Source organism: Halalkalibacter oceani (assembly GCF_023715705.1).
Classification (GTDB): domain Bacteria; phylum Bacillota; class Bacilli; order Bacillales; family Bacillaceae_D; genus Halalkalibacter; species Halalkalibacter oceani_A.
Genome location: NZ_JAMBOS010000019.1, coordinates 43140 through 69867, shown reverse-complemented (window position 1 = coordinate 69867; position 26728 = coordinate 43140). Strand labels below are relative to the sequence as shown.

Annotated in this window: 20 protein-coding genes; 15 read left to right on the top strand and 5 right to left on the bottom strand. The window is 45.7% G+C overall.

What is annotated here, in order from left to right; all coding sequences use genetic code 11:
- Positions 1-258: 258 nt before the first annotated feature.
- The 3 genes from M3212_RS15625 to M3212_RS15615 all read left to right on the top strand — a co-directional run bounded on the left by M3212_RS15625 (position 259) and on the right by M3212_RS15615 (position 2629).
- On the top strand, positions 259-1149 hold the full coding sequence (locus M3212_RS15625; protein WP_251194907.1) for an amidase domain-containing protein: 891 nt from the start codon (positions 259-261) through the stop codon (positions 1147-1149).
- A gap of 168 nt (positions 1150-1317) precedes the next feature.
- Positions 1318-1791, top strand: a complete 474-nt coding sequence (gene trmL, locus M3212_RS15620) for a tRNA (uridine(34)/cytosine(34)/5-carboxymethylaminomethyluridine(34)-2'-O)-methyltransferase TrmL (protein ID WP_251194906.1) — start codon at positions 1318-1320, stop codon at positions 1789-1791.
- 280 nt (positions 1792-2071) lie between these two features.
- Positions 2072-2629, top strand: a complete 558-nt coding sequence (locus M3212_RS15615; RefSeq protein WP_251194905.1) for a DUF5366 family protein — start codon at positions 2072-2074, stop codon at positions 2627-2629.
- A gap of 33 nt (positions 2630-2662) precedes the next feature.
- Here the strand turns inward: M3212_RS15615 and M3212_RS15610 are convergent, their stop codons facing one another.
- The gene (locus M3212_RS15610; protein WP_251194904.1) at positions 2663-4519 is read right to left on the bottom strand and encodes a transglycosylase domain-containing protein; all 1857 of its coding nucleotides are present in this window, start codon (positions 4517-4519) and stop codon (positions 2663-2665) included.
- A 207-nt stretch (positions 4520-4726) separates the two neighbouring features.
- On the opposite strand from M3212_RS15610, the gene M3212_RS15605 reads away from it, so the two are divergent.
- The 4 genes from M3212_RS15605 (at position 4727) to M3212_RS15590 (ending at position 10987) form a co-directional block, all read left to right on the top strand.
- Positions 4727-6622 (top strand): PrkA family serine protein kinase, encoded by a 1896-nt coding sequence (locus tag M3212_RS15605; RefSeq protein WP_251194903.1) that lies wholly within the window; start codon positions 4727-4729, stop codon positions 6620-6622.
- A 249-nt stretch (positions 6623-6871) separates the two neighbouring features.
- A complete protein-coding gene (gene lepB, locus M3212_RS15600; RefSeq protein WP_349774199.1) occupies positions 6872-7408 on the top strand; it encodes a signal peptidase I in 537 nt (178 codons plus the stop codon).
- A gap of 301 nt (positions 7409-7709) precedes the next feature.
- Complete coding sequence (gene yhbH, locus M3212_RS15595) at positions 7710-8882, top strand: sporulation protein YhbH (RefSeq protein WP_251194902.1); 1173 nt, start codon at positions 7710-7712, stop codon at positions 8880-8882.
- 323 nt (positions 8883-9205) lie between these two features.
- Positions 9206-10987, top strand: coding sequence for an L-lactate permease (locus tag M3212_RS15590; RefSeq protein WP_251194901.1), 1782 nt, complete (start codon positions 9206-9208; stop codon positions 10985-10987).
- Positions 10988-11180: 193 nt separating this feature from the next.
- Here the strand turns inward: M3212_RS15590 and M3212_RS15585 are convergent, their stop codons facing one another.
- Positions 11181-11543 carry a hypothetical protein gene (locus tag M3212_RS15585; RefSeq protein WP_251194900.1) on the bottom strand — a complete coding sequence of 121 codons (363 nt, stop codon included), beginning with the start codon at positions 11541-11543 and terminating at the stop codon, positions 11181-11183.
- Between the two features lie 261 nt (positions 11544-11804).
- Between M3212_RS15585 and M3212_RS15580 the strand changes: the two genes are divergently transcribed.
- On the top strand, positions 11805-11954 hold the full coding sequence (locus M3212_RS15580; RefSeq protein ID WP_251194899.1) for a hypothetical protein: 150 nt from the start codon (positions 11805-11807) through the stop codon (positions 11952-11954).
- A 453-nt stretch (positions 11955-12407) separates the two neighbouring features.
- Here M3212_RS15580 and M3212_RS15575 read toward each other — a convergent pair whose 3' ends face one another.
- The 3 genes from M3212_RS15575 to M3212_RS15565 all read right to left on the bottom strand — a co-directional run bounded on the left by M3212_RS15575 (position 12408) and on the right by M3212_RS15565 (position 17170).
- Entirely contained in the window at positions 12408-13925 is a 1518-nt protein-coding gene (locus tag M3212_RS15575; RefSeq protein WP_251194898.1) for an ATP-binding protein, read from the bottom strand.
- Positions 13922-15322, bottom strand: a complete 1401-nt coding sequence (locus M3212_RS15570; protein ID WP_251194897.1) for a histidine kinase dimerization/phospho-acceptor domain-containing protein — start codon at positions 15320-15322, stop codon at positions 13922-13924. Before M3212_RS15570 ends, M3212_RS15575 begins: the two co-directional genes overlap by 4 nt.
- A gap of 369 nt (positions 15323-15691) precedes the next feature.
- Entirely contained in the window at positions 15692-17170 is a 1479-nt protein-coding gene (locus M3212_RS15565; RefSeq protein ID WP_251194896.1) for a protein adenylyltransferase SelO, read from the bottom strand.
- 509 nt (positions 17171-17679) lie between these two features.
- On the opposite strand from M3212_RS15565, the gene M3212_RS15560 reads away from it, so the two are divergent.
- From M3212_RS15560 to M3212_RS15530, 7 genes are all read left to right on the top strand, one after another.
- Positions 17680-18717 carry a LacI family DNA-binding transcriptional regulator gene (locus M3212_RS15560; protein ID WP_251194895.1) on the top strand — a complete coding sequence of 346 codons (1038 nt, stop codon included), beginning with the start codon at positions 17680-17682 and terminating at the stop codon, positions 18715-18717.
- Positions 18718-18828: 111 nt separating this feature from the next.
- Entirely contained in the window at positions 18829-20334 is a 1506-nt protein-coding gene (locus tag M3212_RS15555; protein ID WP_251194894.1) for an MFS transporter, read from the top strand.
- 120 nt (positions 20335-20454) lie between these two features.
- Positions 20455-21216: an SDR family NAD(P)-dependent oxidoreductase gene (locus tag M3212_RS15550; protein WP_251194893.1), complete on the top strand. Its 762-nt coding sequence runs from the start codon at positions 20455-20457 to the stop codon at positions 21214-21216.
- Between the two features lie 105 nt (positions 21217-21321).
- The gene (locus M3212_RS15545) at positions 21322-23553 is read left to right on the top strand and encodes a YcdB/YcdC domain-containing protein (protein ID WP_251194892.1); all 2232 of its coding nucleotides are present in this window, start codon (positions 21322-21324) and stop codon (positions 23551-23553) included.
- A gap of 482 nt (positions 23554-24035) precedes the next feature.
- A complete protein-coding gene (locus M3212_RS15540) occupies positions 24036-24989 on the top strand; it encodes an ABC transporter permease (protein ID WP_251194891.1) in 954 nt (317 codons plus the stop codon).
- On the top strand, positions 24979-25929 hold the full coding sequence (locus M3212_RS15535) for an iron chelate uptake ABC transporter family permease subunit (protein ID WP_251194890.1): 951 nt from the start codon (positions 24979-24981) through the stop codon (positions 25927-25929). Before M3212_RS15540 ends, M3212_RS15535 begins: the two co-directional genes overlap by 11 nt.
- Positions 25923-26681, top strand: coding sequence for an iron ABC transporter ATP-binding protein (locus tag M3212_RS15530; protein WP_251194889.1), 759 nt, complete (start codon positions 25923-25925; stop codon positions 26679-26681). Before M3212_RS15535 ends, M3212_RS15530 begins: the two co-directional genes overlap by 7 nt.
- Positions 26682-26728: the final 47 nt, after the last annotated feature.

The window sequence follows — 26728 nt, the reverse complement described above, 5'->3', positions numbered from 1 at the left end:
ACGGACAGGGCGTAACATACACAACTCACCTCACAATTAATCTACCTATATTATACTATATTTACCCGAATAATCGGATTAATATCTACAAAAAAAGACTGTTGAGAAGACTTTCTCAACAGTCTGACGAAACCGCATAGCGGTTTCGTATGTATGAAGGACAAAGGGCTAAGCATAGGATTTTTATAGTATCACAATTTATAGTCCGATCCCCAGGGAATGAAGCCTTTTGCAATGTTTTGAGAAAGGGGTAACAGCATGAACAGTTCCATCGTTGAAATGCTCCATCATCATATTGAAAAAGAGAACAAAGCCTTTGTCGAGCCTCAGCTGCTTGACCGAACATCATTAGCATCCGAACGGGCGCGAAGAACAGCTCAGATGCATGAAAAGCGCGGAGCGAAAATCGTCCGCTCTTATGTCGAAGGGGATATTTTGCGAACAATACGCATTGGGACGCGGCAGATCATCGATTATTTTCTTCGCTGTGAACAGTTAATCGCCTTGAAGGACACGCTGTATTTAGAGGAAAAGCTAGAGTTCAGGCGAGCGACGATTGAGGCGAAACAAGTGAAAAGCGATGAGGAGCTTTTTCATCTTCCGGAAAAAAAAGCACAGGCAGAAAAAAGTATTGACGTACGACACCCTAAAAAAGGGGAGAGTGTATATAACCGGCGTGAAGCGGTGCGGTATGCCGAACGCTGGTGGGATGATTACAATCCGGCCTATCATCGTTTCACGGACAACTGTACGAATTTCATTTCGCAATGTCTGTATGCCGGAGGAGCGCGAATGACGGGTTATCCGAACCGGGCAACGGGCTGGTGGTATCAGGGAGGAAAGTGGAGTTTCAGCTGGTCTGTCGCCCACTCCCTGCGCTGGCATTTAAGCGGGTCAAAGGCCGGGTTGAGGGGACAGGAAAGACAATCGGCGAAGGAGCTGAAGCCGGGAGATGTGGTTTGCTATGACTTTAACGGGGATGGGCGCTGGCAGCACTCAACGATTGTTGTGGCGAAGGATGCCAATGGTGAACCGCTCGTCAATGCCCAGTCTTCAAACAGCCGGATGCGCTATTGGGCGTATGAAGACTCAACGGCCTGGACACCGCAAATTAACTATAAGTTTTTTCATATTATCGACGATGTGTAGCGGTTATTAGCAGGATAGCGGTTCTTGATTGCAAGCATCCTCAAGCTGTAAAAAAATGCAGCTTGAGGGGGACATTGACGCTATCTCTTTTTTGAATAGGAGGAAGGTGGTATAATACGGGAGTTGACGATATCGACAAAAGTGATTCAGAAATAGAGGTGCATGGGTGTGGGTTTACATATCGTGCTTTATCAGCCGGAAATTCCAGCGAACACAGGAAACATCGCCAGAACCTGTGCCGGAACGAATACGACGCTTCATTTGATCCGGCCACTTGGCTTTTCCACGGACGACCGGATGTTAAAGCGGGCAGGCTGTGATTATTGGCCGAGTGTGACGATCCGCTATTATGATGCGGTGGACGAGCTGTTTTCGACTTATCCGGATGGAGAATTTTATTTTATTGAAACGGTTGGAACGAAAAACTATAGTGAGTTTGATTATTCGAACCGGGAGCAGGACCATTTCTTCGTATTTGGCAGAGAGACAACCGGACTGCCGGCTGAGCTGATTGAACAGCATAAAGAGCGCTGCTTTCGCATTCCGCAGACGGAGCATATCCGCTCGCTGAATTTATCCAATACGGCGGCGATTGTTATTTACGAGGCGGTTCGACAGCAAGGCTTCCCCGGTTTGTCCTAACAGACTCAGGACCGGTCTTACAAAAAAAATCGACCAACCAGAAGTAGCAGGTTGGTCGATTTTCATTAATGCTTGTGAGGATTTTCGTCGTAGCCGGCTGTAAAGATAGCAGCAAGGAATGCAACACAAACACCAAGGATGAGTAAAGTACCCATAAAGATTCCTCCTTGTGACAATCATATTTTTATTATATACGAACTTTGATGTAAAAGAAATGAAAAGTCAATGAACTCTCAAGCCGCTTACGAAAAAAGCGATCAGGAGATAGGAGCGCCAGCGCATGTCAAATCGATACATTACAAGTCATTTTCCGCTTATTTCAATCGTTTTATTCAGTCTTGCTTTTGCCATGTACAGCCAAACGCTCATCTTAAATGAGCTGGCCAAGCTTGGTCTTTACGAAGGAATGCGTGAATTTTTTTCGGAGAACGGGATTAAGCTGACCTTGCTTTTTTTACTCGTCTTATTCTTTTTTATGGTTTTTTCCGCCTTGAAATTGATCGCCGATACGATAATCGAGCTTTCGATGCTGTTTTTTTCAAAGGATGAGGAAGGCAATGAGCTTAATAAAGCAAAAGCGGGCTCCTCAATTTACTTAGCTGCGAGTATTATCGCGCTTTTGCTGTCGAGCGAGCTTCTCTTGTTGATTATTGTCTTCCTCGGGGCCAGTCTTATTTATTTTATTTACCTTGTTTATAAATTAACGGATGCCTTTCATCCGGCAGGGCTGATCGGAATGATTTTCTTTCATATGATTTTTTGGAGTGCTTTTGTCGTTGCTGTCGCCTATGCCGGCCTGAAGCTGTATAACAGCTTTATCGCTAGCTTGCCGCTGTAGCAGGGACCAGGTCCTGAGAGCCGGCGCTTTCTCCTACTGCAGCTTTCGCCAAATACGCAAATGAGGCGCCTGGTTGTAAATGGCGGACAGGTCAGCCGGCGTATCTTTTCCTACCCACACCCCGGTCGTATACGTATCGGTTAACCCGACAAACCACAAATCATAAAAGTCATTGGTCGTTCCTGTTTTCCCCCCGGCGTAGCCGCCCTGGACTCGCGCTCTTTGCCCGGTTCCGCTGTCAAGCACGGCGGCGAGCAGCCTGCGCATTTTCTCGTTCGTTGATTCACTCCATAATTGTGTCTCCGTTTGCTCCCAGCTATACAGCACATCTCCATCCTTATTTGTCACTTGCCGGATGCCGTAGGCGGGGATGAACGTCCCTCCTGTTGCGAACGTAGTATAGGCGGAGGTCAGCTCAAGCGGGGAAACCCCGTATGTAAAGCCTCCCAAGGCCGCCGGAAGCCGGTAATCTTCCGGAGCAATCCTTGTGAAAGGCAGTTGCTCCAAATAAGAAAAGGCTGTTTCGACCCCGACCCGGTCCATAATCCGGATAGCAGGTGTATTAAAGGAATGCTTAAAGGCCGTTTCAAGCGAAACCATCCCATATTGCCCCCCGCCGAAGTTTCGCGGACAATAATCGCCGCGGCAGACATCGTTGGCGTTTATCGTGCTCTGCAACGGAATATCATATTCATTTAAATAAGGTGCATAGACGAGCAACGGCTTGATTGCTGAGCCTGGCTGACGAAAGCTTTGAAAGGCGCGGTGGAAATTAAACTTTTTATAATCCTTCCCGCCGGTAAGCGCAACAATCTCATGCTGCGTGTGATCGATCATGACGACGGCGCTTTCAATATCGGAGCGGGGCAGCTCCTGCTGAACGGTTTGCACAGCCTGTTCCTGTTTTAGCGGATCGAGCGCTGTTTCAATTCGAACCCCCTGCTCAAGTACCTCCTGGACCCTTTCCTCCAGCTCAAGCCTGATTTGTTCCTGCGCTTCCTCGGAAGCAGCCTGGCGCAGCCGCTGCTCATAGCCGTCGCTCGCTGAAATAAGCCTGGTCAGTTCGTGATGGATATAGGTGACGTAATCCGGATAACGATCGACGCGCTGGCGCACCTCCAGCTGAATGTCTTCAGCGAGAGCTTCCTCATATTGTTCAGCTGAAATATAGCCTGCTTCGAGCATTTTCTGCAAGATCCATTCCTGCCTGAGCTTTGTCTGTTCACTTCGGGTCAGTGGGTCATAATGCGTCGGGTTGTTCGGTACGGCGCTCAAAAAAGCGACCTCGGCGAGGGAGAGCTCGCGGCTTGGCTTATTGAAATAAAACGTGGAAGCCGCCTCAATCCCGTAGACGCCGTTATGGAAATAAACCGTATTCAGGTAAAGCTCGATAATCTCTTCCTTGGTATAACGTTTCTCCAGCTCACGTGCATAGAGAATTTCGCTCATTTTGCGATTGTAGGTTTGATCATGTGACAAAAAAAGATTACGGGCCAGCTGCTGGGTCACGGTGCTTGCTCCTTCTTCGATCCCCTGCTGTCTGGCGTTGGATACAATCGCGCGGGCAATCGCGATGGAGTCATACCCGTTATGCTCAAAGAAACGCTGATCCTCAGTGGCGATAAAGGCTTGTACGAGTAAGGAAGGGATTTCCTCATACGTAAGGTATATCCGATTTTCATCGCGGTAAATATCCGAAATCAATTCCCCGTTACGGTCATACATTGCGCTGTTGGAGGAGAGCGTAACGTCTTCTATATTAATGTGCTGCTCAAGCGCACTGGAAAGAGATTGAACTTCTTCGACCTCTGCGGTGACTTCGGCCAGGAAAAAGATAAAGATGAACAGAAATCCGGTCGTCATCATCCAGCCTGTAGCATGTTTTAGCATATCCTCACACTCACTTCATCGTTCTCGCTCTCATTGTACACCAAATCAGGAGAAACAGTGGGAAAAATCTTCCGGCTGAGGCAACCGTTCCGTTCGGGTCAAGAGGCCTGGCAGGAGAGAAATGGAAATGAGATGCATGTTCACCTTACTTGGCGCATAAAGTGTAATAATCTCGCTCTTGAACACGAGGATGGAGGTATTCGCCACATGAGTATTTTAAAAAAGATTGAGGACTTTAGAGAAGAAGAAGAACGTTTGAAATGGGAAGGGACTTTTGCTGATTATTTACAGCTTCTAAAAGAGAAGCCATGGATTGCCCAAACCGCTCACTCCCGTGTTTATCATATGATTAAGGATGCTGGTGTCGAGGAGGAGAATGGCAGAAAAGAATATGCCTTCTTTAGTGAACAGCTATACGGAGTAGAGGATTCAATTGAGAAGCTGGTTGAGGAATATTTTCATTCCGCCGCGAAGCGTCTTGATGTCCGAAAGCGTATTTTACTGCTGATGGGCCCGGTCAGTGGGGGGAAATCAACGCTCGTCACGATGCTGAAGCGCGGGCTTGAACAATATTCCAAGACAGAGAGGGGCGCCGTTTACGCGATTAAAGGCTGTCCGATGCATGAGGATCCTCTCCATCTGATTCCGAATCATCTTCGCCAGGATTTCTATGACGAATACGGAATTAAAATTGAAGGAAATCTGTCACCGCTGAACATGATGAGGCTGGAAGAAGAATATGGCGGCCGAATTGAGGATGTGCTCGTCGAACGAATCTTCTTTTCAGAGGATAAACGGACCGGAATTGGAACGTTCAGCCCATCCGATCCAAAATCACAGGACATTGCTGATTTAACCGGGAGCATCGATTTTTCCACCATCGCGGAGTATGGCTCGGAGTCGGACCCGCGGGCGTATCGCTTTGACGGCGAGCTCAACAAAGCGAACCGGGGAATGATGGAATTCCAGGAGATGCTCAAATGCGATGAGAAGTTTCTTTGGCATTTGCTTTCACTTACACAGGAGGGGAATTTTAAGGCGGGACGCTTCGCCTTGATCAGTGCCGACGAGCTGATCGTCGCTCATACGAATGAATCGGAGTATCGTTCCTTTATTTCAAATAAGAAAAATGAAGCGCTTCACTCACGTATTATCGTCATGAAGATTCCATACAATTTAAAGGTCAGTGAAGAAGAGAAAATTTACAAGAAAATGATTGCCGAAAGTGATCTGTCTCACGTCCATATCGCCCCGCACGCCTTAAAAGTAGCGGCGATTTTCACGATTTTGACCCGGCTGCAGGAGCCGAAGAAGCAGGGCGTCGATCTGTTGAAGAAGATGCGGCTTTATGACGGGGAAAGCGTGGAAGGCTATAATTCACAGGACTTGGAGGAGCTAAAGCAGGAATATCCGGATGAAGGAATGAGCGGAATTGATCCGCGCTATGTCATTAACCGGATTTCATCGGCGATTGTCCGCAAGCAGTTAACGTCGATTAACGCGCTTGATGTGCTGCGTTCAATCAAAGAGGGACTGAACCAGCATGCGTCGATTTCAAAGGAGGATCGTGAGCGCTATTTGGATTTTATCTCGATTGCGCGCAAGGAATACGATACGATCGCCAAAAAAGAAGTGCAGAAGGCTTTTGTTTATTCGTATGATGAATCAGCGAAAACGCTGATGGATAACTATTTAGACAATGTAGAAGCCTATTGCAATAAAAATAAGCTGCGTGATCCGTTAACCGGTGAGGAAATGACCCCGGATGAAAAGCTGATGCGCTCGATCGAGGAGCAAATCGGCATTTCGGAAAACGCGAAGAAGGCGTTCCGTGAAGAAATCCTGATCCGGATTTCCGCCTACGCTCGAAAAGGGAAAAAATTCGATTACAACTCGCATGAGCGGTTGCGCGAAGCGATTCAGAAAAAGCTGTTTGCCGATCTGAAAGATATTGTCAAAATTACAACGTCAACGAAAACACCGGATGAATCCCAGCTTAAAAAGATTAACGAAGTTATTGCCCGCCTCATTGACGAACATGGCTATAATTCCGTTTCAGCCAATGAACTGCTCCGTTATGTAGGCAGTCTGTTAAATCGGTAAAACAAGCAAGGCTTCTCCCGCCAGTACATTCTCTGGCAGGAGGAGCCTTTTTATAAGGAAGTCAGCGGCCACGCGCGTAGCACGCCTCACCCTTATGGAGAGCAAAGGCCTTAAAACGGCCCTGCACCGTGCTTCTAAGACAGAGCCTGGGCCAGAAGACAAAGGGGAAAAAAGAGTTTATGTCTCTGGGACTTGAGCTTGTCCAAAAACAGTGTTAAGTTAATAAGAAAAAGGGTCGGAGGAGCTACCGTGGAGACGAAGAAAAATGAGTGGCTTGAGTGGACAAAAGCAATTATGATAGCTGTCATTCTAGCTGTAATCGTGCGGACTTTTTTATTTACAAGCTATGAGGTACAAGGGGAATCAATGATGCCGAATGTCTATGACGGAGAGCGGTTTATTATTAATAAAATCGGTTATGGCTTTACAGAGCCGGACCGCTTTGATTTGATTGTCTTCCATGCGACGGAGGAAGAGGACTATATTAAACGCGTCATTGGCCTGCCGGGGGATACAGTGGCTGTGAAAGAAGACGTGCTTTATATTAACAATCAGCCGGTTGAAGAACCATTTCTTGAACAGAAAAAGCAGGAATACGGGTTTGGCTTTTACACAAATGATTTTGCTTTTCCTGAACAGATTCCCCCGGGTCATGTCTTTGTACTTGGTGACAACCGGCCTAACAGCCTTGACAGCCGCCGTCTCGGTCCGATTCCGATTGACCAGATTGTCGGTAAGGTTGATTTGCGTTTCTGGCCCTTAACAGAAGCTGGTATCGTGAATTAAGGTTCCGTAGCGGATAAGAAGAGCTTCATTGTCGAAACGGCAAGGGAGCTTTTTCATTTAGCCTAGCTCTGCGGTCCTTATCTTTTTCCGGCTTGTCCGCTTATTTCTCCCCCATTTGTCAGAATTTATTAGCAACTCTCTGACCTGTCTGCATAGGATAGAGTAAGCCATTTTAGATATGGCTCGAAACCATTATATTCAACTGGTTCAAAAGAGTGAATCATTTATAACATGGTCAGTTGCATGATCATTCTTTTTATAGGGATGTGACGGAAAAGCAAGAAAAGAGGAGGGAAAGTACATGACAAGCAAGGACCAGCGCCAATTTGTTGTGTCACAGGAAAACTGGAGTCTGCATCGAAAAGGATATCAGGACCAGCGCCGCCATCAAGAAAAGGTCCAGGAAGCGATTAAGAAGAACCTGCCCGACCTTGTCAGTGAGGAGAGCATCGTTATGTCTAACGGGCGTGACGTCATTCGTATTCCAATTCGTTCCCTCGATGAATACAAAATCCGCTATAACTATGATAAAAACAAGCATGTTGGTCAGGGAGACGGGGAAAGCAAGGTTGGAGACGTCGTCGCCCGCGATCCGAATGCGAAGCAGCAGGGTCCCGGCAAAGGTCAGGGAGCCGGCGACCAGGCGGGCGAGGATTATTTTGAAGCAGAAGTCTCGATCATGGAGCTCGAAGAAATCCTCTTCCGTCAGCTCGAACTGCCAAACTTACAAAAGAAGGAAGAAGACGAAATGGTGATTGAGGATATTTCGTTTAATGACATCCGTAAAAAAGGGCTGATGGGCAACATCGACAAGCGACGGACGATTTTATCGGCGATTAAACGAAATGCGTTGGAAGGACGCCCAGGCCTTATTCCGATTCAAAATGATGATCTTCGCTTTAAAACATGGAATGAAACCATCCGCCCCGAATCAAAGGCCGTCGTGCTGGCGATGATGGATACAAGCGGCTCGATGGGGCGCTGGGAAAAATACATGGCACGAAGCTTCTTTTTCTGGATGACGCGCTTCTTACGGACGAAGTACGAAACCGTCGATATTGAATTCATTGCCCATCATACCGAAGCGAAGGTCGTCTCGGAGGAAGATTTCTTCTCAAAAGGAGAAAGCGGCGGCACGATCTGCTCCTCGGCCTACCGCAAAGCACTCGAACGAATCGAAACAGACTATGACCCGGCACGCTACAACATCTATCCGTTCCACTTCTCCGACGGCGACAACCTGACCTCCGACAATGCCCGCTGTCTGAAACTCGTTGAGAAGCTGATGGAAGTATCAAGCATGTTTGGCTACGGCGAGGTCAATCAGTACAGCCGGCATTCGACCCTGATGAGCGCCTACAAAAACATCGACGACACGCGCTTCCGCTACCATATCCTCAAGGAAAAAGGCGATGTGTACCACGCGATGAAGACGTTTTTCAAGAAAGAAGAGGAAGGTATGGCTGTCAGGTAATATCCAACCACATGAATGCAAGCAGGAAGACACCTCTTCCTGCTTGTTTTGTGATGTAATGCGGACATTAATTGTTAATGAATAAGAGGAAGATAGAGATTAGTAATGATTAATGAAGAAAACAAGTGTCACATTGAATGCATATGTATAAGACTATCTATGACAGTAGGCAGTACACGATGAATGGTTATAATTGATTTATTTAATTTTCGAATAATTGTTGTAATTTAAAGAAGAATATATATAATTATACTGAATATTCCATTTAAAGAATATTTTTATTTCTGAGCATTAACTATTAACTGAAAAAAGGGGGATCTTGAATGGGTACTGGTATGTTAGCCTTTCTGTCGTTGCTTCCAATCATTGCAGTTGCAGTTTTCCTAGTAGGGTTCAGGATGCCTGCAAGTAAGGCGATGCCAATTTCGTATCTTGTTGCGGTAGCGCTTGCATTGTTTATCTGGCAAGTTCCATTTGCGAATGTTGCAGCAGCTTCTGTCAATGGGCTTGTTGTTGCGGGTACGCTCTTGTTTATTATTTTTGGTGCAATTTTGTTGTTAAATACATTACAAGAAAGTGGAGCGCTAAGTACAATTCGTCAAGGATTTACGGATATTTCTCCTGATAGACGAGTTCAGGTTATTATCGTTGCTTGGTTATTCGGATCTTTCATTGAAGGTTCATCGGGTTTTGGAACACCAGCGGCTGTAGCTGTACCTTTGTTAGTTGGCTTAGGCTTCCCAGCAATGGCGGCCGTTCTAGCTGGAATGGTGATCCAAAGCACGCCAGTTACGTTTGGTGCTGTTGGAACACCTGTTTTGGTAGGGATTCAGAATGGATTAGCTGTTAATAGTTCGATAACGGATGACTTCCTTAGCCTAGCGACGGTTATAGGGGGGAAAGCAGCAATTCTGCATATGGTTGCAGGGGCTCTCATCCCATTATTTGTAGTTGCACTGATGACAAGGTTCTTTGGAAAGAATAAATCATTTAGTGAAGGAATTAAGATGTGGAAGTTTGCCCTGTTTGCCTCTTTTGCGATGACAATTCCATATGTCATCGTGGCGAATGTCCTTGGTCCTGAGTTTCCAGCGATGATTGGGGGGTTAATTGGATTAATCATTGTTATTTCTGCTGCAAAGAAAGGATTTCTTATGCCAGCGAAAGATGAGATTTGGGATTTTGAAGACAAATCAAAGTGGGACTCATCATGGTCTGGCAAACTTGAGATTCAAAATATTGTTCATAAAAGCGGTTCAATGAGCATGATGATGGCATGGGTTCCTTATGTTCTAGTCGGTGGATTCCTTGTCCTAACAAGATTAGATGTTTTACCATTCAAAGCATGGGCGCAAGCGTGGGTTTTGTCAGCTGAAAATATGTTTGGCTCGGGAATTACAGCTAGCTTTCAGCCTCTTTATTCACCTGCAACAATTTTTATTCTTGTCTCATTGATTACGTATTTTATGCATGGCATGAATGGAAGCGCATACAAAAAAGTGGTGTCTACCTCTTTGAAAACAACTCTGGCCGCTTCAACGGCGCTTGTTTTTACTGTTCCAATGGTCCAAGTCTTTATTAACACTGGTGGCGGTGCGGCAGGCTATGACCAAATGCCAATTGAACTTGCAAATGGTGCAGTTGCTTTAGCTGGTGAGTACTGGCCGTTCTTTGCAACGTTTATTGGCGGGCTAGGAGCGTTTATTGCAGGAAGTAATACAGTTAGTAATATGATGTTTGCACTGTTTCAGTACGATGTTGGTTCACAAATTGGAGTTAATCCGACTTGGATAGTGGCATTACAGGCAGTTGGGGGGGCAGCAGGAAATATGATTTGTGTTCATAATGTTGTCGCTGCATCAGCTGTTGTAGGTATTGTAGGTCGAGAAGGTGAGGTTATTAGAAAAACCCTTATTCCATTTGCTTACTACGCGTTCTTAACGGGAGCAGTTGGGTATTCAATTGTTTGGTATTCACAAAAAGGACTCTGGAATGTTGGCTCATTAATCGTTGTCTTGATTGCGGGGGCTGCTGTCTATATCATTGCGTCTAATCGTAAGAGAATGACAACGATTGTTCAAAACAACAGGACGATATCGAAATAAATAAAACGAGTTAGTAGTTTACCGCAAACCTAGTGAGTTTACTCGCTAGGTTTCTTTGAGATGTAACAGAGACGTAGGCATATTCAAAAATCTCACAATCATTCAAACAGGTAAGCGCTTTGTTGCTGGGTTAGCTGCGCTGACATTTTGCCACTTATTAGCGGAATTACAATTCCTTTAGCAATTGTCTCCATTACTCTTTCTTATTTTGCCTTAAGGCCTGCTTTAAGTAGCGGCTCATCACATCTGATACATGGCGGCGCATCGCGTCGGGGGTGTAGCTGACCTTATTGCGGTAGCCCCGCCAGACGACGAGATAGCCTTGTTCCTCTTTGTATACGGTAAGGCCGCTTCTTCTCGTTTCTCTTCGCAAATTTCGAAGATCGAGTGTGATTTCCTTGATCGCAGCATCAATCATTTGCACATACGGAAAAGGGATTTTGAGTTTGGCCTGCCCGATCTTTTGGCGATCTTGCTCAAAAACGGTGCGGGCTAAAGGCAAAAAGATAAACTGGTGGACAAGCTGCTGGATCTGCTTCTCGTGTAGGATATGCATGTAACCACCCTTCCTTTTTTGGCTGTAACGGCTTTGCACGCCACTTCTAAGAAAACCGCCTGGCGGTTTTCTTACTTATTATATGCGAATATACGTTCGTTGTACTACCGGAAAAATGAGCCAATTGCCTGGGCTTCCCGATATCAGAAGAGTGAGGAAGTTATTGCAAGGCTACATGCTTATTTTGAGGGAAATAAGCATCACACCTATTCATTGCCTCCTTTGTAAACAGTATAATGATGGTAGAAAGGAGGCGAATCAGTGGATGCCGAAAAGCTCATCGCGCTTTTCGCTCTTATTGCTGGAGCTTTCAAAGCAATTACATCAAGTTTGAAAGACATTTACGAGTTAAAACAAGAACGAAAAAAAGAAAAACGACGTTCTCCTCCGAAAAAGAAACGTCGCCGCTAATGGAGAGGGAGGATACTTCCTGCCCCTGCTAAAATATAAATAGCACATCCACAGATGCTGATGCTTGAAAAATTTGGTTATATGAATGTATTGATGCTAGGAATAGGGTTAGCAGTTATGGTGCTTTTTGTTGATTTTCAGACACCAGCTGTTTTTGATATTACGTTAATTGGTCTGTTTAGTCTCACTCTTTTTGTCCATGCTGTGCGACTTTTTGTCTTAATGACAGCAGAGAGGCGTTGAGGAGCGAGGAAAGTAGCTTTTGCAATTAAACAAGCAGCTGTTGATTGCTCCCGAAGAACGAAAAGAAATGATTGGAGTATTGAAGGTGCTGTCCAAAGACTTGCAAACTGAGAAATGTCTCCGTTCTACAATGCTTTCGGGGGTGAACCAAAAGGCGGATTTACCTTTTGTCCAACCCCCTTAGCTTTGTCTCATTCTCATTCTAGCTTTTCAACGATCAAGCTGCTTTTTTTTCAAGGGAATGCGGAAGGAGACCGTTGTCCCTTCGTTTGGGGTGCTTTGGATCGACAATCCGTGACCGTATAGTTGCTTCAGGCGCCGGTCGGTATTGTACAGCCCAACGCCCTTTGTCGGTTTTGCTTGCATAAACGCACCCTGACTTATGTCAGCAGGCATGCCCACGCCATCATCGGCAATCGATATTGTCACTTCCTGCCCGTCGCTGGTGATTGCAAGGCGGACGGTTCCCCCTTCAACCCGCTTTAAAATTCCGTGATTTAACGCATTTTCGACCAATGTCTGGATCGAGAGAGGAGGGACGTCCACGTCGATATCGTCTTCTCCTTCCCAAATTACTGTTAAGCGTTGCCCGAACCTTTCCTGTTCAATAAATAAATAGGATCGAACAACCGCCAATTCCTGCTGGAGCGGGATCGCCTGCTTTGAATTTTCGAAATCAAAGCCTGATTGTAAATAGTCGATAAAGGCTTCAAAAACTTTTCTCATTTTTTCCTGATCATATTCCATTAAAGCAAGTATCGTGTTCAATGTATTAAACAGAAAGTGCGGCTGGATTTGCGCCTGTAGCCATGCGGCTTCCATTCGCAGGTGCTCGGACGTCGTTTGCTTAATGCGAACCAATGTGAGGACGCGTGCCCTAAGCTCTAAAGAATTAACAGGCTTTGTAATATAGTCGTTCGCACCGGATTGGAAGCCGGTGTAAATGTCTTCCGGACGATTGCGCGCTGTCAGCAATAAAACCGGAAGTTCAGAAATGGTGAAGCGTTTCCGGATGATTTCGGTCAGCTCGTAGCCGGACATTTGTGGCATCATCACATCACTGATGACCAAGTCCCAGTTCCGGTCTGTCAGTTTTTCTAATGCTTCCTGCCCGCTTAACGCAGTCGTAATCGCATAATTTTCTGCTGAAATTGTTTTTCCCATAATGTGCAGATTGACAGGATCATCGTCGACCATCAATATATTTGCCACAGATGAAGCTTCCTCTTCAGTTAGTAGCTCTGAAGCTTGAAGAGCGGCTCCAGATTGTTCATGTTCAATAAACTGCTCATTATGCTCAAGACCTTCAGCAATTTCTTCCGTTACAGGCAGGAAAAAAGTAAAGGTAGTGCCGCTTCCTTTCGTTGAACTGACAGTCAACTCACCGCCATGAAGCTCGACAAGCTCCCGGCATATTGCCAGCCCGAGCCCGATGCCTCCAGCTGAAGCTGCCTTTCCTGGGTCGCCCTGTTCATAAGGCTCAAACATCCTTTTTTGCACATCTTCGTCAATTCCCGGACCGGTATCGATCACACTAATATAAGCGTTCGAGCCAACTACCGAAGCGCGAATCGTAATCGAACCTTTTTCCGTATATTTCATTGCATTATGAACAAGGTTAAACAGAATTTGAAGTAAACGATTCTCATCGGCCTTCACGGCAGGGAAATCGTCGCTTACTTCCGATATCAGGCGAACGGGCTTTCCTGCGCTTAAAAAGCAAATCATATCGAGAGCCCCATTGACCGTTGCTGATAAATCGACTGGCTTTGGGTGAGCCGGATCTGATTTTCCTTTAATTGTGTCATGTCGAGAAGGTCGTTAATAAGGAGCTCCATTCTGCGACTGACTGTGAGCAGCAGCTCCAGGTCATGCCTGCTTTTGGCGCTTATCACTGCTTGTTCGGTTTTTAAGACATGTTCGGCGATACTGACAATTCCATGAAGCGGATTGCGCAATTCATGGGATGTATTCGCAAGGAACTCATCTTTTTTCTTATTGGCCCGTTTCAGCCGTTCAGATAACAGCTTTGTCCGCTCGCCATTACGGAAGTAGCGTTTGAACCAAAAGATACAGAAAATTATGATCGCAAACAGGAAGTCAAACGGGTAAAACACATACACAGGAGTAATTCTCGGACTTAACACAAGCCAAACTACATTGCTCGTTACGGCTGTTACACCTAACATAATATAAACGCTGTCCGCCATTCCGTGGAACGTAATACGGATCAGCTGAATCGTAATAATCAGCGAAGGAATCAGCATGACAAACAGCAACAGTGATTTGACGCTCAATATCGTCGAAACGGGTGCCAGGATAATAAAAGTGAGGTAGACCAGACAGCCCAGACGCACGAGCCGGAAAAGCCGGTTGTTCATATAGTCTGGCATTAAATGCTTAAAATAGACCAGCAAAAACAGCATAACCGCTGAATATATGTAATAAGTAACCTTCACTTGCCAGTCGTATGGGACGTTCAAAAATAGCGTATAGAGAAGCTTGCTGTCAGATGCCATAATCATTAATGTGGCATGAAGCGTAAGCAGCATAAAATAGATTAATTCTTTTTGCCTGATCCCTAACAGATAAATGATTCCAGCATAAAGAGAATGGATCAGGAAAACGATTGCCACCGTAATCTCGCTGATAAGCGCGATCAGCTCTTCTCGTTTAAGAACGTCCATATGTCCAAGTGTGACGTGCTGGTCCACACTGCCGGGACCGGTATCAGGCAAATTAGCGACTTGAATGAACAAGTCGATTTCCTCTGTATCCGCATAGAAATATACATAATACGGAACATTGCGAGAAATAAAATCCGACTGATCAGCAGCTGGAACCCCGGCCTGTCCAAGTGATTTCCCATTCAGGTAAACTTGGGAGGCGGAACGGATGGACGGAATTCTGATCCCGTATGGCTTTGCCATATCTGCTTCATTTATGAGCAGCCGCAAATGATAGGTGCCGTATTGAAGGGAAGCTTGTTCATTTCCCTTATCCCATTCGCCTTGAACAGGTTGATAACGCTTTTCGGACGATTCAAGATCCTCTGTTTGATGAAGCAGCTGGTTCGGGTAAAAAGACCAGTCACCGCTTAATGTAATAACGTCATCAATTGGCATGTTCTCGTTGCTCAGATCAAGGACGCCATCGATAGCATATCGCTCATAAGGAATAACATGGAAGTTTAGCCACAATAGCCGAATACAGGCTAATAGAATGAAAAAATTGTAAGATAGAGAAACAGCTTTGTTTTTTTCATGAAATCCCCATTTCATAGTCTGGTAGGATGGTAGCGAAAGACTATAAGGTTTTTTACTCGTATTATGATACATATAGGGCCGAGAGCGCAAGAAGATCTCGCCAGTCAAGCAGGGGAGTTCAACTTATAATGACTGAGACCGCAGGTGAAATGGAGCTTGAGACAATGATCGGCTTTTTCTTTATCCTTTGTCTCAAGCTTGTCTTACTCAAAAAAGAACCCCTCACTTTTATGTGCCGCAATATGTCTGATAAGGCTGAGAGGAAGGGACAGGCGATGCGGCGTAGGCCGTCTGCTCCGCTGAATAGGCGTATGGATCGGCCAGGACAGCGAGAAGGCGCTGCAGGACGGTATCGTCACCGTGCTCGACTGCGGCGGTTAATGCTTCTTCTACCAAATGATTGCGTGGAATAATTGCCGGATTATGGCGCTTCATCAGCTGCTTAATCTCCGTTTTCGGGTAATTCTGGCGGCTGAGCCTCGCCTGCCATCGTTCTTCCCATTCTTTAAACAGAGTACTGGCAAACAGACTGCTATCAGCGGGATATTCTCCAAGCGTAAGAGCGCGGAATGTATTGGTGTAGTCCGCTTTATCCTGCTGCATCATCCCGAGGAGGTCTTCAACCAGAGAAATATCCTGTTTTTCTTCGTTGGTAATGCCGAGCTTGGCGCGCATCCCGTCGAGCCAGTCCTGCCGGAATTGTGCGGCGAAATTGGAAATGACGTCCTGAGCCTGATCGACTGCTTCTTTTTCATCGTCAGCAAGCAGCGGCAAAAGAGCCTCCGCAAAGCGGGCAAGATTCCATTCACCAATTCGCGGCTGATTGCCGTAAGCATAACGGCCCTGTGTATCAATGGAGCTGAATACGGTTTTGGGATCAAAGATATCCATGAAGGCGCATGGACCGTAATCGATCGTCTCCCCGCTGATTGTCATGTTGTCCGTATTCATCACGCCATGAATAAAGCCGACCAGCTGCCATTTGGCGATTAGTTTGGCCTGGCGCTCAGCAACATGCCGCAGCAAAGACAAATAACGGTTCTGACCGGCAGGGAGATCAGAAAAATGGCGCTCCCAGGCGTAGTCAGCGAGCATTTGCAGGTCCTTTTTCGAACCCCATCTGGCGGCATATTGAAATGTCCCGACGCGCAAATGGCTGGCAGCGACACGAGTCAGGACTGCACCCGGCAGCTCGGTTTCCCGGTATACGGGGTCCCCGGTTGTGACGACCGCGAGGCTGCGCGTCGTCGGAATGCCAAGCGCGTGCATCGCTTCACTGATCAAATACTCGCGCAGCATCGGACCGAGAGCGGCGCGCCCGTCGCCACCGCGTGAAAATGGCGTCCGTCCGGAGCCTTTGAGCTGAATATCAACTCGCTCACCAGATGGGGCGAGCTGTTCCCCGATCAGCAGAGCCCGTCCATCCCCGAGCATCGTAAAATGACCAAATTGATGACCGGCATAAGCTTGGGCAAGCGGCGAAGCCCCCTCGGGCACTCGGTTACCTGCAAAAATTTCAGTGCCTTCTTTGCTTCGCAGCTCTTCACTTTGAAATCCTAAAGCAGAAGCTAAGGAATCGTTGAAAATCACAAGCTCCGGTGAGGAGACAGGAGATGGAGTCAAATGAGTAAAAAAGATCTCCGGCAGGCGCTCATAGCTATTGTCAAGCTTCCATCCTTGATGTGGACGTTCATTGCTTTTCTTCATCATTATTATCACCTTTCCGGCTTCGTTTTCAAAAGGACCTTTAGCATATTATACCATGGTGGCAAAGCAGGCTAGAAAGATAAAAGGAAACGCAGATCGACGCTGAACAAGGCAGACAGGGAAAAACGAAGACGGGGCAGTTTGGATTGCCTCCTTCCAATCGTTTTTCTTCTTCATTATCCCTCTTTCCTGTTGGTGTTATGAGTAGTTTACCTGGTAAATATCCAGAGCTGAGTCAGGAGGCATTCGATGTGCATGAAGAAGCGGAGAGATAAACGGATTGTTAAAAGGCGCAAGGTGGCTTGGAAATCGGCTATAAAGGAACCAATCCAGCTAATAAGGAGGCAGTCAGGATCAATTATTCGTATTTTCAGAATTTTATTGACCATGCGGATTGGGGATGATAAACTATTCTCAAGTGTTTTTGACTATTTTGCATTCCTTGATATTGTAAACGTGTACAATGGGAAAAATAAACATGTAAAGATCAGTTGAGGCAGGCGATTTAAGTGCAGGTGACGATTAAAGATATAGCAGTAAAAGCAGGAGTTTCGACGGCGACAGTATCAAGAGTGGTAAACAACAATCCTTTTGTGAAAGAAAGTACGAAGAAAAAAGTATTGCAGGCGATTGAGGAGCTTGATTATCAGCCCGATTTGATCGCCCGAAGCATGGTGATGAAAAGAACGTTCACCGTCGGGTTAATTGTCGGCAATCTGGGCAACCCCTTTTTTGCGGAGACGGCTGAAGTCATTATTAAAATTGTCGAACGCTACAATTGTCATGTCAATGTGTATGTGACGGATGAAAAAAAAGAAAAAGTGACAGAGTATATTGACCTCCTCGTCAATCGAAGAGTGGATGGCGTCATTATTGGTGCTGCTTTTAAAGACACGTCATTTGAGAACCTTGAAAAAAACAACATCCCTTATATTCTGTATAATCGCAAAACGGATCAGGATGATACCGATTATGTGATTCATGACAGCTTTAAAGCGGCTTATACGGCCGTGAAGCATCTGATTCAATTAGGTCATAAGCGAATCGGGATCATTCATGGACCGAATAAATTCAATACGGTGCAGGACCGGATTTCCGGGTATTATGCTGCCTTACACGAATACGGCTTGAAAGCATATGATCATTTTATCCGTTCTGTTGATTTTACGAATACGAGGACTGAAGTGCCAAAGGTACTCGAGGAAATGCGCAGCAAAAAGGTGAAGCCGACGGCTGTTTTTACAACGGCTGACCATATTGCGCTTGATGCCCTTAATTATTTGACAAAGCAGCAGATCGCCGTACCGGATGAGATCGCTCTGATTGGGGTTGATAATATCAGCTTATCGGCGCATAGCTTAATCGAGTTAACGACCGTCGGGATACGCGCTGAAGAGATGGCTCAATTAGCGGCTGAAAAGCTGATGCAAAAAATCGAAGATAAAAATAGAGCTTCTTCACGTTCAGATTCACTACCGTTTCGCATTACATTAGAGCCGGAATTAGTGATCAGAAATTCATGCGGTTCGAAAAAAGCAAGAGGCTAGTCAAAATTAGTAAAAGGAAGGAGGCGATAAGGGGCTGAGCAAGGCACGCTACTTTTTGTAACCGTTTACAAACAAATCGCAATGAAGGGATAGAAAAGGAGGGGAGATGTCATGACAACAGGAAAGATGAGCCCGGAGCAAAAAAAGGGGTTAAATACCGTTATAGTAGGCTATTTTATGGTACAGTTTGCCCTCGTTCCGGTGGCGGCGATGCTGCCAAGCGTCAGCCGAGACCTTGGATTAACGATGACCGAAAGCGGCTGGATTATGGCGATCTATCTATTGTCATTAACTGGATTGTTGTTAATTTCGGGAAGAATTGGAGACCAGTTCGGCGATAAAAAAGTATTTACGACCGGGACGGTTATTTTTTTAGTGGCGTCAATTGCCTGCGGTTTCGCCGCCTCTTATATGCAGCTTTTTTTGTTTCGCGCTATGCAGGGGATTGGAACTGCGCTCATGTCAGGCAACGCGTTATCAATCATTTCAAAGCTGTTTCCGGAGGGTGGGCTGAGGGCGCGTGCTTTTGGCAAAGTGACGTCAGCCGCGGCATTCGGTTCACTGATCGGCATCTGCATTAGTACAATCTTTCTTCAATTTTTCAGCTGGCGCCTTATTTTCTGGATTACAATTCCGATGGCGATTCTGGTTCTATATCTCGTTTCCACCGTTAAGGAAAAGAAAGTGGCGTCAGCATCGACGAAAATTGATTTGCGTGGTGCTCTGCTGATTTATGTCATTATTGTTTCTACGGTGTTTTATGTGAGTGCGATTCCTGATTTCGGCAGCTGCAGTCCGGCTGCGGGAGGAATGCAGGCTCTCACCTGTCAGCCGCTCTTCCCGTTTGTCGTTCCTATATTAATAATCGGCTTAATGCTTCTGCTCGTCATGGTCGAAAGGAAGGCGGAGCAGCCGATCCTTATTCTTCATGAATTCAAAAATCAGTTATTTGTCTCTTCTTTAGGAGCGAATTTTATTCTTCATCTGGCGATGATCAATGTCACGTTCTTTGTCCCGTTCTTAGTAGAGGATGGGTTGGGGATGGCCCCGATTTATGCCGGGATTGTGTTAATTTCGGTCGAATTTATGAATGCGATCTTTCCACGGATCGGCGGGGCGATTTACGATCGTACAGGCTCAAACGCGATCCGGCCGGTCGGGATGGGAATCATTCTTTCTGGTTTTATCATTTATTGGTTTGTCCTCGGTTCGACCTCGCTTATTCCATATATTCTGGTCGGTGCCTGGATTGGCGCGGGGATGGGGATTTTCTGGTCGGTTAATAACAACGTCATCATGAATTCGATCAAGGGAAATTATCAAGGGTTCGCCTCCGGAATGCTGGAAACGACCCGGCAAATGGGCCATACATTTGCCTCGGCCATTTCTGCTGTCGCGATGACGCTGGGCGCCATCGGGAGTGATGTTTCCTTACAGATTCACGGACATGGAAGTGCCGGAGGGGGCAACCTTGATGCAGGTACTATTTTCGATGGCAGCAAAAATATTATCATGGTCAGCATTCTGTTGGCGTTAATCGGTTTCCGGCTCGCTTTTTATCAGGAGCGGAAAGCAAGCGTTCTTTCTGAAGAAGTGACAGCCAGGCAGCAGCAGTAAGCTGCTGCTCGTCTTCATGATGAGAGTGAAAACAAGGATCAGTTTTCAGAATATTCAATTGACTAATTTGGATATTGGTGGTAAAGTTCTTTTGATTTTACGAGAAAGCGAGGAGATAGAATGAGAGTAGCAGAACAGGTAGCGATCGTGACGGGAGCAACTTCCGGTCTTGGAGAGGCGATAGCGAAAAAAATGGCTGAGGAAGGGGCAAAGGTTGCTGTCATTGGGAGGAATCAGGAGCGCGGTGAAGGAGTAGTGGCCCACATTAAGCAGAAGGGAGGAGTGGCAGAGTTCTACCAGGCCGATGTCACGGTTGAAGCGGATGTAAAAGCGATGATTGAGGCAGTCAACCGGCAATTCGGCAAGCTCGATATCGTCGTCAATAACGCCGGTGTCGTCATTCCAGGCAGCGTGGCGACGGTGAAAAAGGAAGAGTGGGACGAGGTTTTTGCCGTCAATGTCACCTCTACTTATTTGGTCAGCCATTACAGCCTGCCGCATTTGATCAAGCAAAAGTCCGGCTCCATTATTAATATTGCATCAGAAGCAGGATTAAAAGGGCTGGCCAACCGAGCGGCCTATTGCGCAGCGAAGGCCGCTGTCGTCGGATTGACAAAAGCGATGACAGTCGATCATTCGTCAGAAGGGGTGCGGATTAATTGCATTTGTCCCGGGACGATTGAAACCCCGATGATAAAAGAAATGCTCGCCAATCACCCGCAGCCGGAAGATTTGATGGAGCAGTTTTTAAGTCGCCGTGTCACGCCGCAATTAGGCACAGCTGAGGAAATTGCTGAAGCATGCGTTTATTTTGCCATGCCTGACAACAAGTATCTCACCGGAGCGGTATTATCGATTGATGGTGGAGCCCTCGCAAAATAAATAAACTAAATTATGAAGAATCTTGAAAACTATATACAAAATATTAGAAATTGTAATATATTTATACAGAAAGCTAAATATTGGATGATTTCTAGGAGGGATATTTTGAAAAGTAGCAAAAGATTAGGTATTTTATCATTGGCGGCTGCAGTGGGATTGGGGACTTTTGCCCCGATGGCCGGTGCGAGTGCGCTTCCGGTCCAAGAGGGAGCACAGCCAGTTGAGATTAAAATATCTTCAGTGGAAAATGTTGTGGAAAAACAACAACTGATCGATAAGCTGAAAGAGTTATTCCCAGGCACGTTTGATTTCCTAAGTGCCAGTGATTTTGAAATGGGAAGCGGCTTTCGCTATGGTGGCGAGGATGAAGATGTCGTTCGTTATATGTTGGATTTTTATAAAGAGATGGGCAACGGCAAGTTTGTTTATGGAAATGCGCTGTTTGTCGGTGAAGATTTACATATTGAACAATTTAATTACCAGCCGGCAGATGTGACTGATGCTCTGTTTCCCGGTCAGGTAACAAAAGAAGATGCCGAAGAAATTGCGTTGGATCTTATGAAGCGTATTCCAGATGGTAGCTCCTATCAACTGTCTGATGAGTGGTTCCCTTATTATGGGAATCAGACATTAACGGAACCGATTCGTTATCATTTCACATTTAACCGGCTGCATAACGGGATACCGGTGTCTGATCAATCTTTTCAGGTCACTGTGCTGGCCAACGGCGTCGTAACTGATTTTTATAAGATGGAGAATGACAGCGAGGGCTACAGCTATGATGCTACGGATGCTGTCATTGATGAAGCAAGTGTAGTGGAGAAAATTAAAGAAAACATCAACCTGCAGTTACACTATCAAATTAATTTCAATGAGCCGAATAGTAAAAAAGTCGAGCTCGTTTATTCTCCTCTGCCACTCGTAACAGGTGTTCATGCTTTATCCGGTGACTGGAAGACAGCAGTCGACTTTAGCGAAGAAGTGCCTACTCTTGGTGAATTCATGATGCTTGCTGATGAGCCGCTGAAAGCGGGCGGGAACGAAATAACGCTGGAGGAAGCGCGCCGTTTTGCTGAAGAACTGTTGGCGATTGATTTAGATGAAGTGAAACTCCGGATCGAATCAGTCGAGAAGACGGACCAAAGCTATAGTGGCCGTGAAGTCATTAGTGTCAACTATATGTATGAGTACCGCAATGGCGGTTATGGAACGAATCTTGAGCTTGATGCGCAAACAGGTGAAATTGTGAATTATTACAATATTAAGCCGGATGTCCTGAACGAAATCGGGCAGGAGCCAAAGCCTGGTCGTACTTTATCTGAGGAAGAAGCATTGACGAAGGCAGTCGATTATTTAGAGGAATATGCACCATCTTATTTACATCACTATGCTTACCCGGTGAGAGAGAATGTTAATTCCTATAATGGTGAATTTAACTTCGCTTTTCCACGGGTTGAAAACGGACTTGAAGTCTTAGGGAATCAGCTGTTTGTAACCGTCTCGCCGGACGGAGAATTGATTAATCTTAATGCTGAGTTCCAGGAAATTGACCAATGGCCTGCGGTCGAGGAAGCAATCACTGAAGAGGAAGCGATTGAACGATTTAATGAAGCGCTTCAAGTTTCGCTTAGTTATGTAAGAGATTACAATGCCGACCAGGCTCAGCATTATCATTTGCTCTATGTTCCGGGATTCTCTGACAAAGGCTATGCGTATCTGGATGCCTTAACCGGCCAATGGGCCGTCGGTGAAGATCGTGTGCTTCCAGAAGTCTCTCACCCTTGGGCGGAGAAGGAACTGAATCATTTGCTTGAAGCAGGGATTTTAGTTGTTGATGATCCAGAAAACTTCAATGCTGATGAGAAGATTACGAAAGGGAAGGCGTTAGAAGTCACAATGAAGTCGCTAACGTATATTTATCCACCATTCCCGGGAGAGAACGAACGCGCTCAGTCCTTTGACAATATCGGTCCGGATCATCCACTCTTTCACGTCGTAGAAATGGCTGTGAATTACGGGGTGCTTGATACCGATAAAAGCGAGTTTGCTCTTGATGAGCCGCTTACACGTGAAGAGTTAGCGGTCTGGTACATTAGAGCACTTGGACTGGAAGCAGCCGGCAAGCATGATGCAATCTATCAATTAGGCTTTACCGATGCCAATCTCGTGACGGAGAAGTATCGCGGTTATGTGGCCCTGGCAAATGCGTTGGACCTGCTGACGGCCAGCCAGAACCAGTTCCGTCCAAAGGAAGAAACGACGTATGCTCAGTTAGCTGTTTCAAGCTTCCGTCTGGCGAGAGAAGCTGCCGAACAAAATCATAGATTCTATTATTAACGGGTACAAACATAGGTAGGGGCTGGGAGAAAGGTAGTTTTTTACCTTTCTCCCGGCCCTTAAGCATTGAGTGAAGGTGTATCCATCCGTTTTTGAAAGTGGCGTCTCAGCTGCTGACACGAGCATGCTTGTCCGCACGACTTGACTAATGTGTTTGCTAAACTCTTGAACAAAACTCCAAAATAGCGAAGTCTATTTCAGGTGCGGTGATGTCCACTCATGTAGGTGAAAATGCGTGATCTCCCTATGGTTGCCACTCTTTCGCAGCACTGAATAAGAGACAGGCGTCGGCGATTAAACATTGACAATCGGCGGTCAAGAAAGGTAAAATGGGGCTGGAACGATAATCATTATCAATATAGTAACTCTCGCTATCAGGCTTTCTTTTATCGGATGTTGATAATCATTATCATCGTCGATTTGACGACTGGCGACTGTACGTATTGAAAAACCCTTAGCTATAGAAAGAGCGGGAATTTTTGATGAAGAAAAGATATTTAGTGATTCTGTTAATTGTGTTATCCATTGTTTCTTTATTCATTGGCGTCCGTGATATTTCGCCACTCGACATATTCTCAATGAGTGAGGAACAGGCTCAGACGATGTGGCTCGTGCGGTTCCCGCGTCTGGTGAGTATTTTGATTGCCGGAGTCAGCATGAGTATATGCGGGATGATTATGCAGCAGCTTACGAGGAATAAATTCGTTTCCCCGACAACGGCCGGAACGATGGATTCTGCCAGGCTGGGGATTCTTGTCTCGTTAATTCTGTTCAGCTCGGCTACACCGTTGCAACAAATGCTCGTTGCCTTCGCTTTTGCGCTGGCGGGTACATTTATTTTTATGCAAATCTTAGAGCGGATCAAGTTTAAAAATACGATCTTTATTCCGCTGGTTGGATTAATGTTTGGAAATATTGTCAGCTCGATCACGACATTCTTTGCTTACCGTCATGATCTGATCCAAAATATGTCTGCCTGGTTACAAGGTAACTTCGCCACAATTATTAAAGGTAATTATGAGTTGCTTTACATAAGCATCCCTGGACTTATTCTTGCTTATTTATTCGCTAACCGCTTTACGGTGGCGGGAATGGGAGAGGAATTCTCCGTCAATCTCGGGTTGAATTACAGACGGGTTGTCAACTTAGGACTTATTATTGTTGCCCTGATTACATCCGTTGTTGTGTTAACGGTTGGAATGATCCCTTTTCTTGGCCTGATTATCCCTAATATTGTGACGATTTACCGCGGTGACAACCTGCGGGATAATCTTCCGTACACCGCTTTGTTGGGGGCTATCTTTGTCCTCGCTTGTGATATTTTGGGACGACTGATTATTTATCCTTATGAGATTGCCATCGGTTTGATGGTTGGTGTGATCGGAAGCGCGATTTTCCTCTACTTGTTACTAAGGAGGAAATCATATGGGTTATAAATCGAAAATTACTGCTCTCGCTGTCCTGTCGGTCATTTTGATCGCGGTGTTTATGACGATCAGCGCCAACGGAAATTGGGAATACATTTTGCCGAGAAGAGGATTCCGCGTTTTGGCGATTGTCATCACCGGAGCGGCGATTGCCTTTTCAACGGTCATTTTCCAGACGATTACGAACAACCGGATTTTGACGCCAAGTATCATCGGCCTGGATTCTCTTTATTTGCTGTTACAGACATTTATGATTTTTGCATTTGGTTCGATCGGTTTTACGCTGATTCATCCATATGTGAATTTTCTCTTATCTGTCACGTTGATGGTCGTGTTCGCTGCGATTCTTTATAAGCTTCTCTTTAAAAGAGAAGGGCAGAATATTTATTTGCTGCTCTTGATCGGGCTTGTTTTCGGGACTTTGTTTTCAAGCTTGTCGACCTTTATGCAGGTTCTGATCGATCCCAACGAATTCATGACCGTGCAGGACCGGATGTTTGCCAGCTTCAATAATGTTAATACCGATTTACTTGGTATTTCAATTATTCTCATTCTGTTATTGAGTCTCTATTTTTATCGTTTTATTAAATATTTGGATGTGATTTCACTCGGCCGGGAGCAAGCGATTAATTTAGGAGTCGATTATGATTATGTCGTCAAACGGCTGCTGTTCATCGTCGCGATTCTCGTTTCGATTGCAACGGCACTTGTCGGTCCGATTACATTCCTCGGGTTGCTCGTTGCCAATGTGGCGCACGAATTCATGAAAACATATCAGCATAAATATTTAATTACTGCAGCGATCTTTATCAGTATCATCGCCCTTGTCGGTGGCCAGTTAATCGTGGAACGGGTCTTTACGTTTTCGACGACACTTAGCGTCATTGTCAACTTCATCGGCGGAGTCTATTTCCTATACTTATTGTTAAAGGAGAGTAAAAAATGGTAGAAGTCATTGATGTAACGAAGCAATATGCAACGAAAAATGTCGTCGACCATGTCACAGTCAGTATTAAAAAACAGCAGATCACTTCGTTCATTGGTCCGAACGGCGCTGGAAAAAGTACGCTGCTTTCAATTGTAAGCCGTTTGATAGCCAAGGATTCAGGAGATGTGCGAATTGATGATGTTGATATAACGAAAACAAAAAGCCGCGACCTGGCGAAGAAAATCTCGATCTTGAAGCAGTCCAATAATATTTCTTTGCGGTTAACGATAAGAGAGCTTGTTTCGTTCGGGCGCTTTCCTTATTCACAGGGGAACTTGACAAAAGAGGATAAGAAGCATATTGATGAAGCGATTGCCTATATGGAGCTGGAGGATATTCAGGATAAGTTTCTTGACCAGCTAAGTGGTGGGCAGCGCCAGCGGGCTTATATCGCGATGGTCATTGCCCAGGATACCGAATATATTCTCCTCGATGAGCCGCTCAACAATTTAGATATGAAGCACTCTGTGCAAATTATGAAGGTGCTTAGACGGATGGTCGATGAGCTGGGCAAAACGATCGTAATCGTGCTCCATGATATTAACTTTGCATCCTGTTATTCCGATCATATTGTCGCCTTGAAGGACGGGAAGGTCGTCAAGCAGGGGACGACACCGGAGATTATTAACAGAGAAGTACTAAAAGAAATTTACGATATGGATATTCCGATTAACGATATAAATAACTGCAAGATTTGTGTCTATTTCACATAGCTGAATATGGAGTAAAAGAGGTCGTCGACAAAGGGGTTCACTGTCCC

Excerpts from the sequence above, each read along its gene's own strand:
- M3212_RS15625 (WP_251194907.1), top strand. The coding sequence starts at position 259 with ATGAACAGTTCCATCGTTGAAATGCTCCATCATCATATTGAAAAAGAG.
- M3212_RS15615 (WP_251194905.1), top strand. The coding sequence starts at position 2,072 with ATGTCAAATCGATACATTACAAGTCATTTTCCGCTTATTTCAATCGTT.
- M3212_RS15610 (WP_251194904.1), bottom strand. The coding sequence starts at position 4,519 with ATGCTAAAACATGCTACAGGCTGGATGATGACGACCGGATTTCTGTTC.
- M3212_RS15605 (WP_251194903.1), top strand. The coding sequence starts at position 4,727 with ATGAGTATTTTAAAAAAGATTGAGGACTTTAGAGAAGAAGAAGAACGT.
- yhbH (WP_251194902.1), top strand. The coding sequence starts at position 7,710 with ATGACAAGCAAGGACCAGCGCCAATTTGTTGTGTCACAGGAAAACTGG.
- M3212_RS15590 (WP_251194901.1), top strand. The coding sequence starts at position 9,206 with ATGGGTACTGGTATGTTAGCCTTTCTGTCGTTGCTTCCAATCATTGCA.
- M3212_RS15585 (WP_251194900.1), bottom strand. The coding sequence starts at position 11,543 with ATGCATATCCTACACGAGAAGCAGATCCAGCAGCTTGTCCACCAGTTT.
- M3212_RS15575 (WP_251194898.1), bottom strand. The coding sequence starts at position 13,925 with ATGATTTGCTTTTTAAGCGCAGGAAAGCCCGTTCGCCTGATATCGGAA.
- M3212_RS15570 (WP_251194897.1), bottom strand. The coding sequence starts at position 15,322 with ATGCCAATTGATGACGTTATTACATTAAGCGGTGACTGGTCTTTTTAC.
- M3212_RS15565 (WP_251194896.1), bottom strand. The coding sequence starts at position 17,170 with ATGAAGAAAAGCAATGAACGTCCACATCAAGGATGGAAGCTTGACAAT.
- M3212_RS15555 (WP_251194894.1), top strand. The coding sequence starts at position 18,829 with ATGACAACAGGAAAGATGAGCCCGGAGCAAAAAAAGGGGTTAAATACC.
- M3212_RS15550 (WP_251194893.1), top strand. The coding sequence starts at position 20,455 with ATGAGAGTAGCAGAACAGGTAGCGATCGTGACGGGAGCAACTTCCGGT.
- M3212_RS15540 (WP_251194891.1), top strand. The coding sequence starts at position 24,036 with ATGAAGAAAAGATATTTAGTGATTCTGTTAATTGTGTTATCCATTGTT.
- M3212_RS15535 (WP_251194890.1), top strand. The coding sequence starts at position 24,979 with ATGGGTTATAAATCGAAAATTACTGCTCTCGCTGTCCTGTCGGTCATT.
- M3212_RS15530 (WP_251194889.1), top strand. The coding sequence starts at position 25,923 with ATGGTAGAAGTCATTGATGTAACGAAGCAATATGCAACGAAAAATGTC.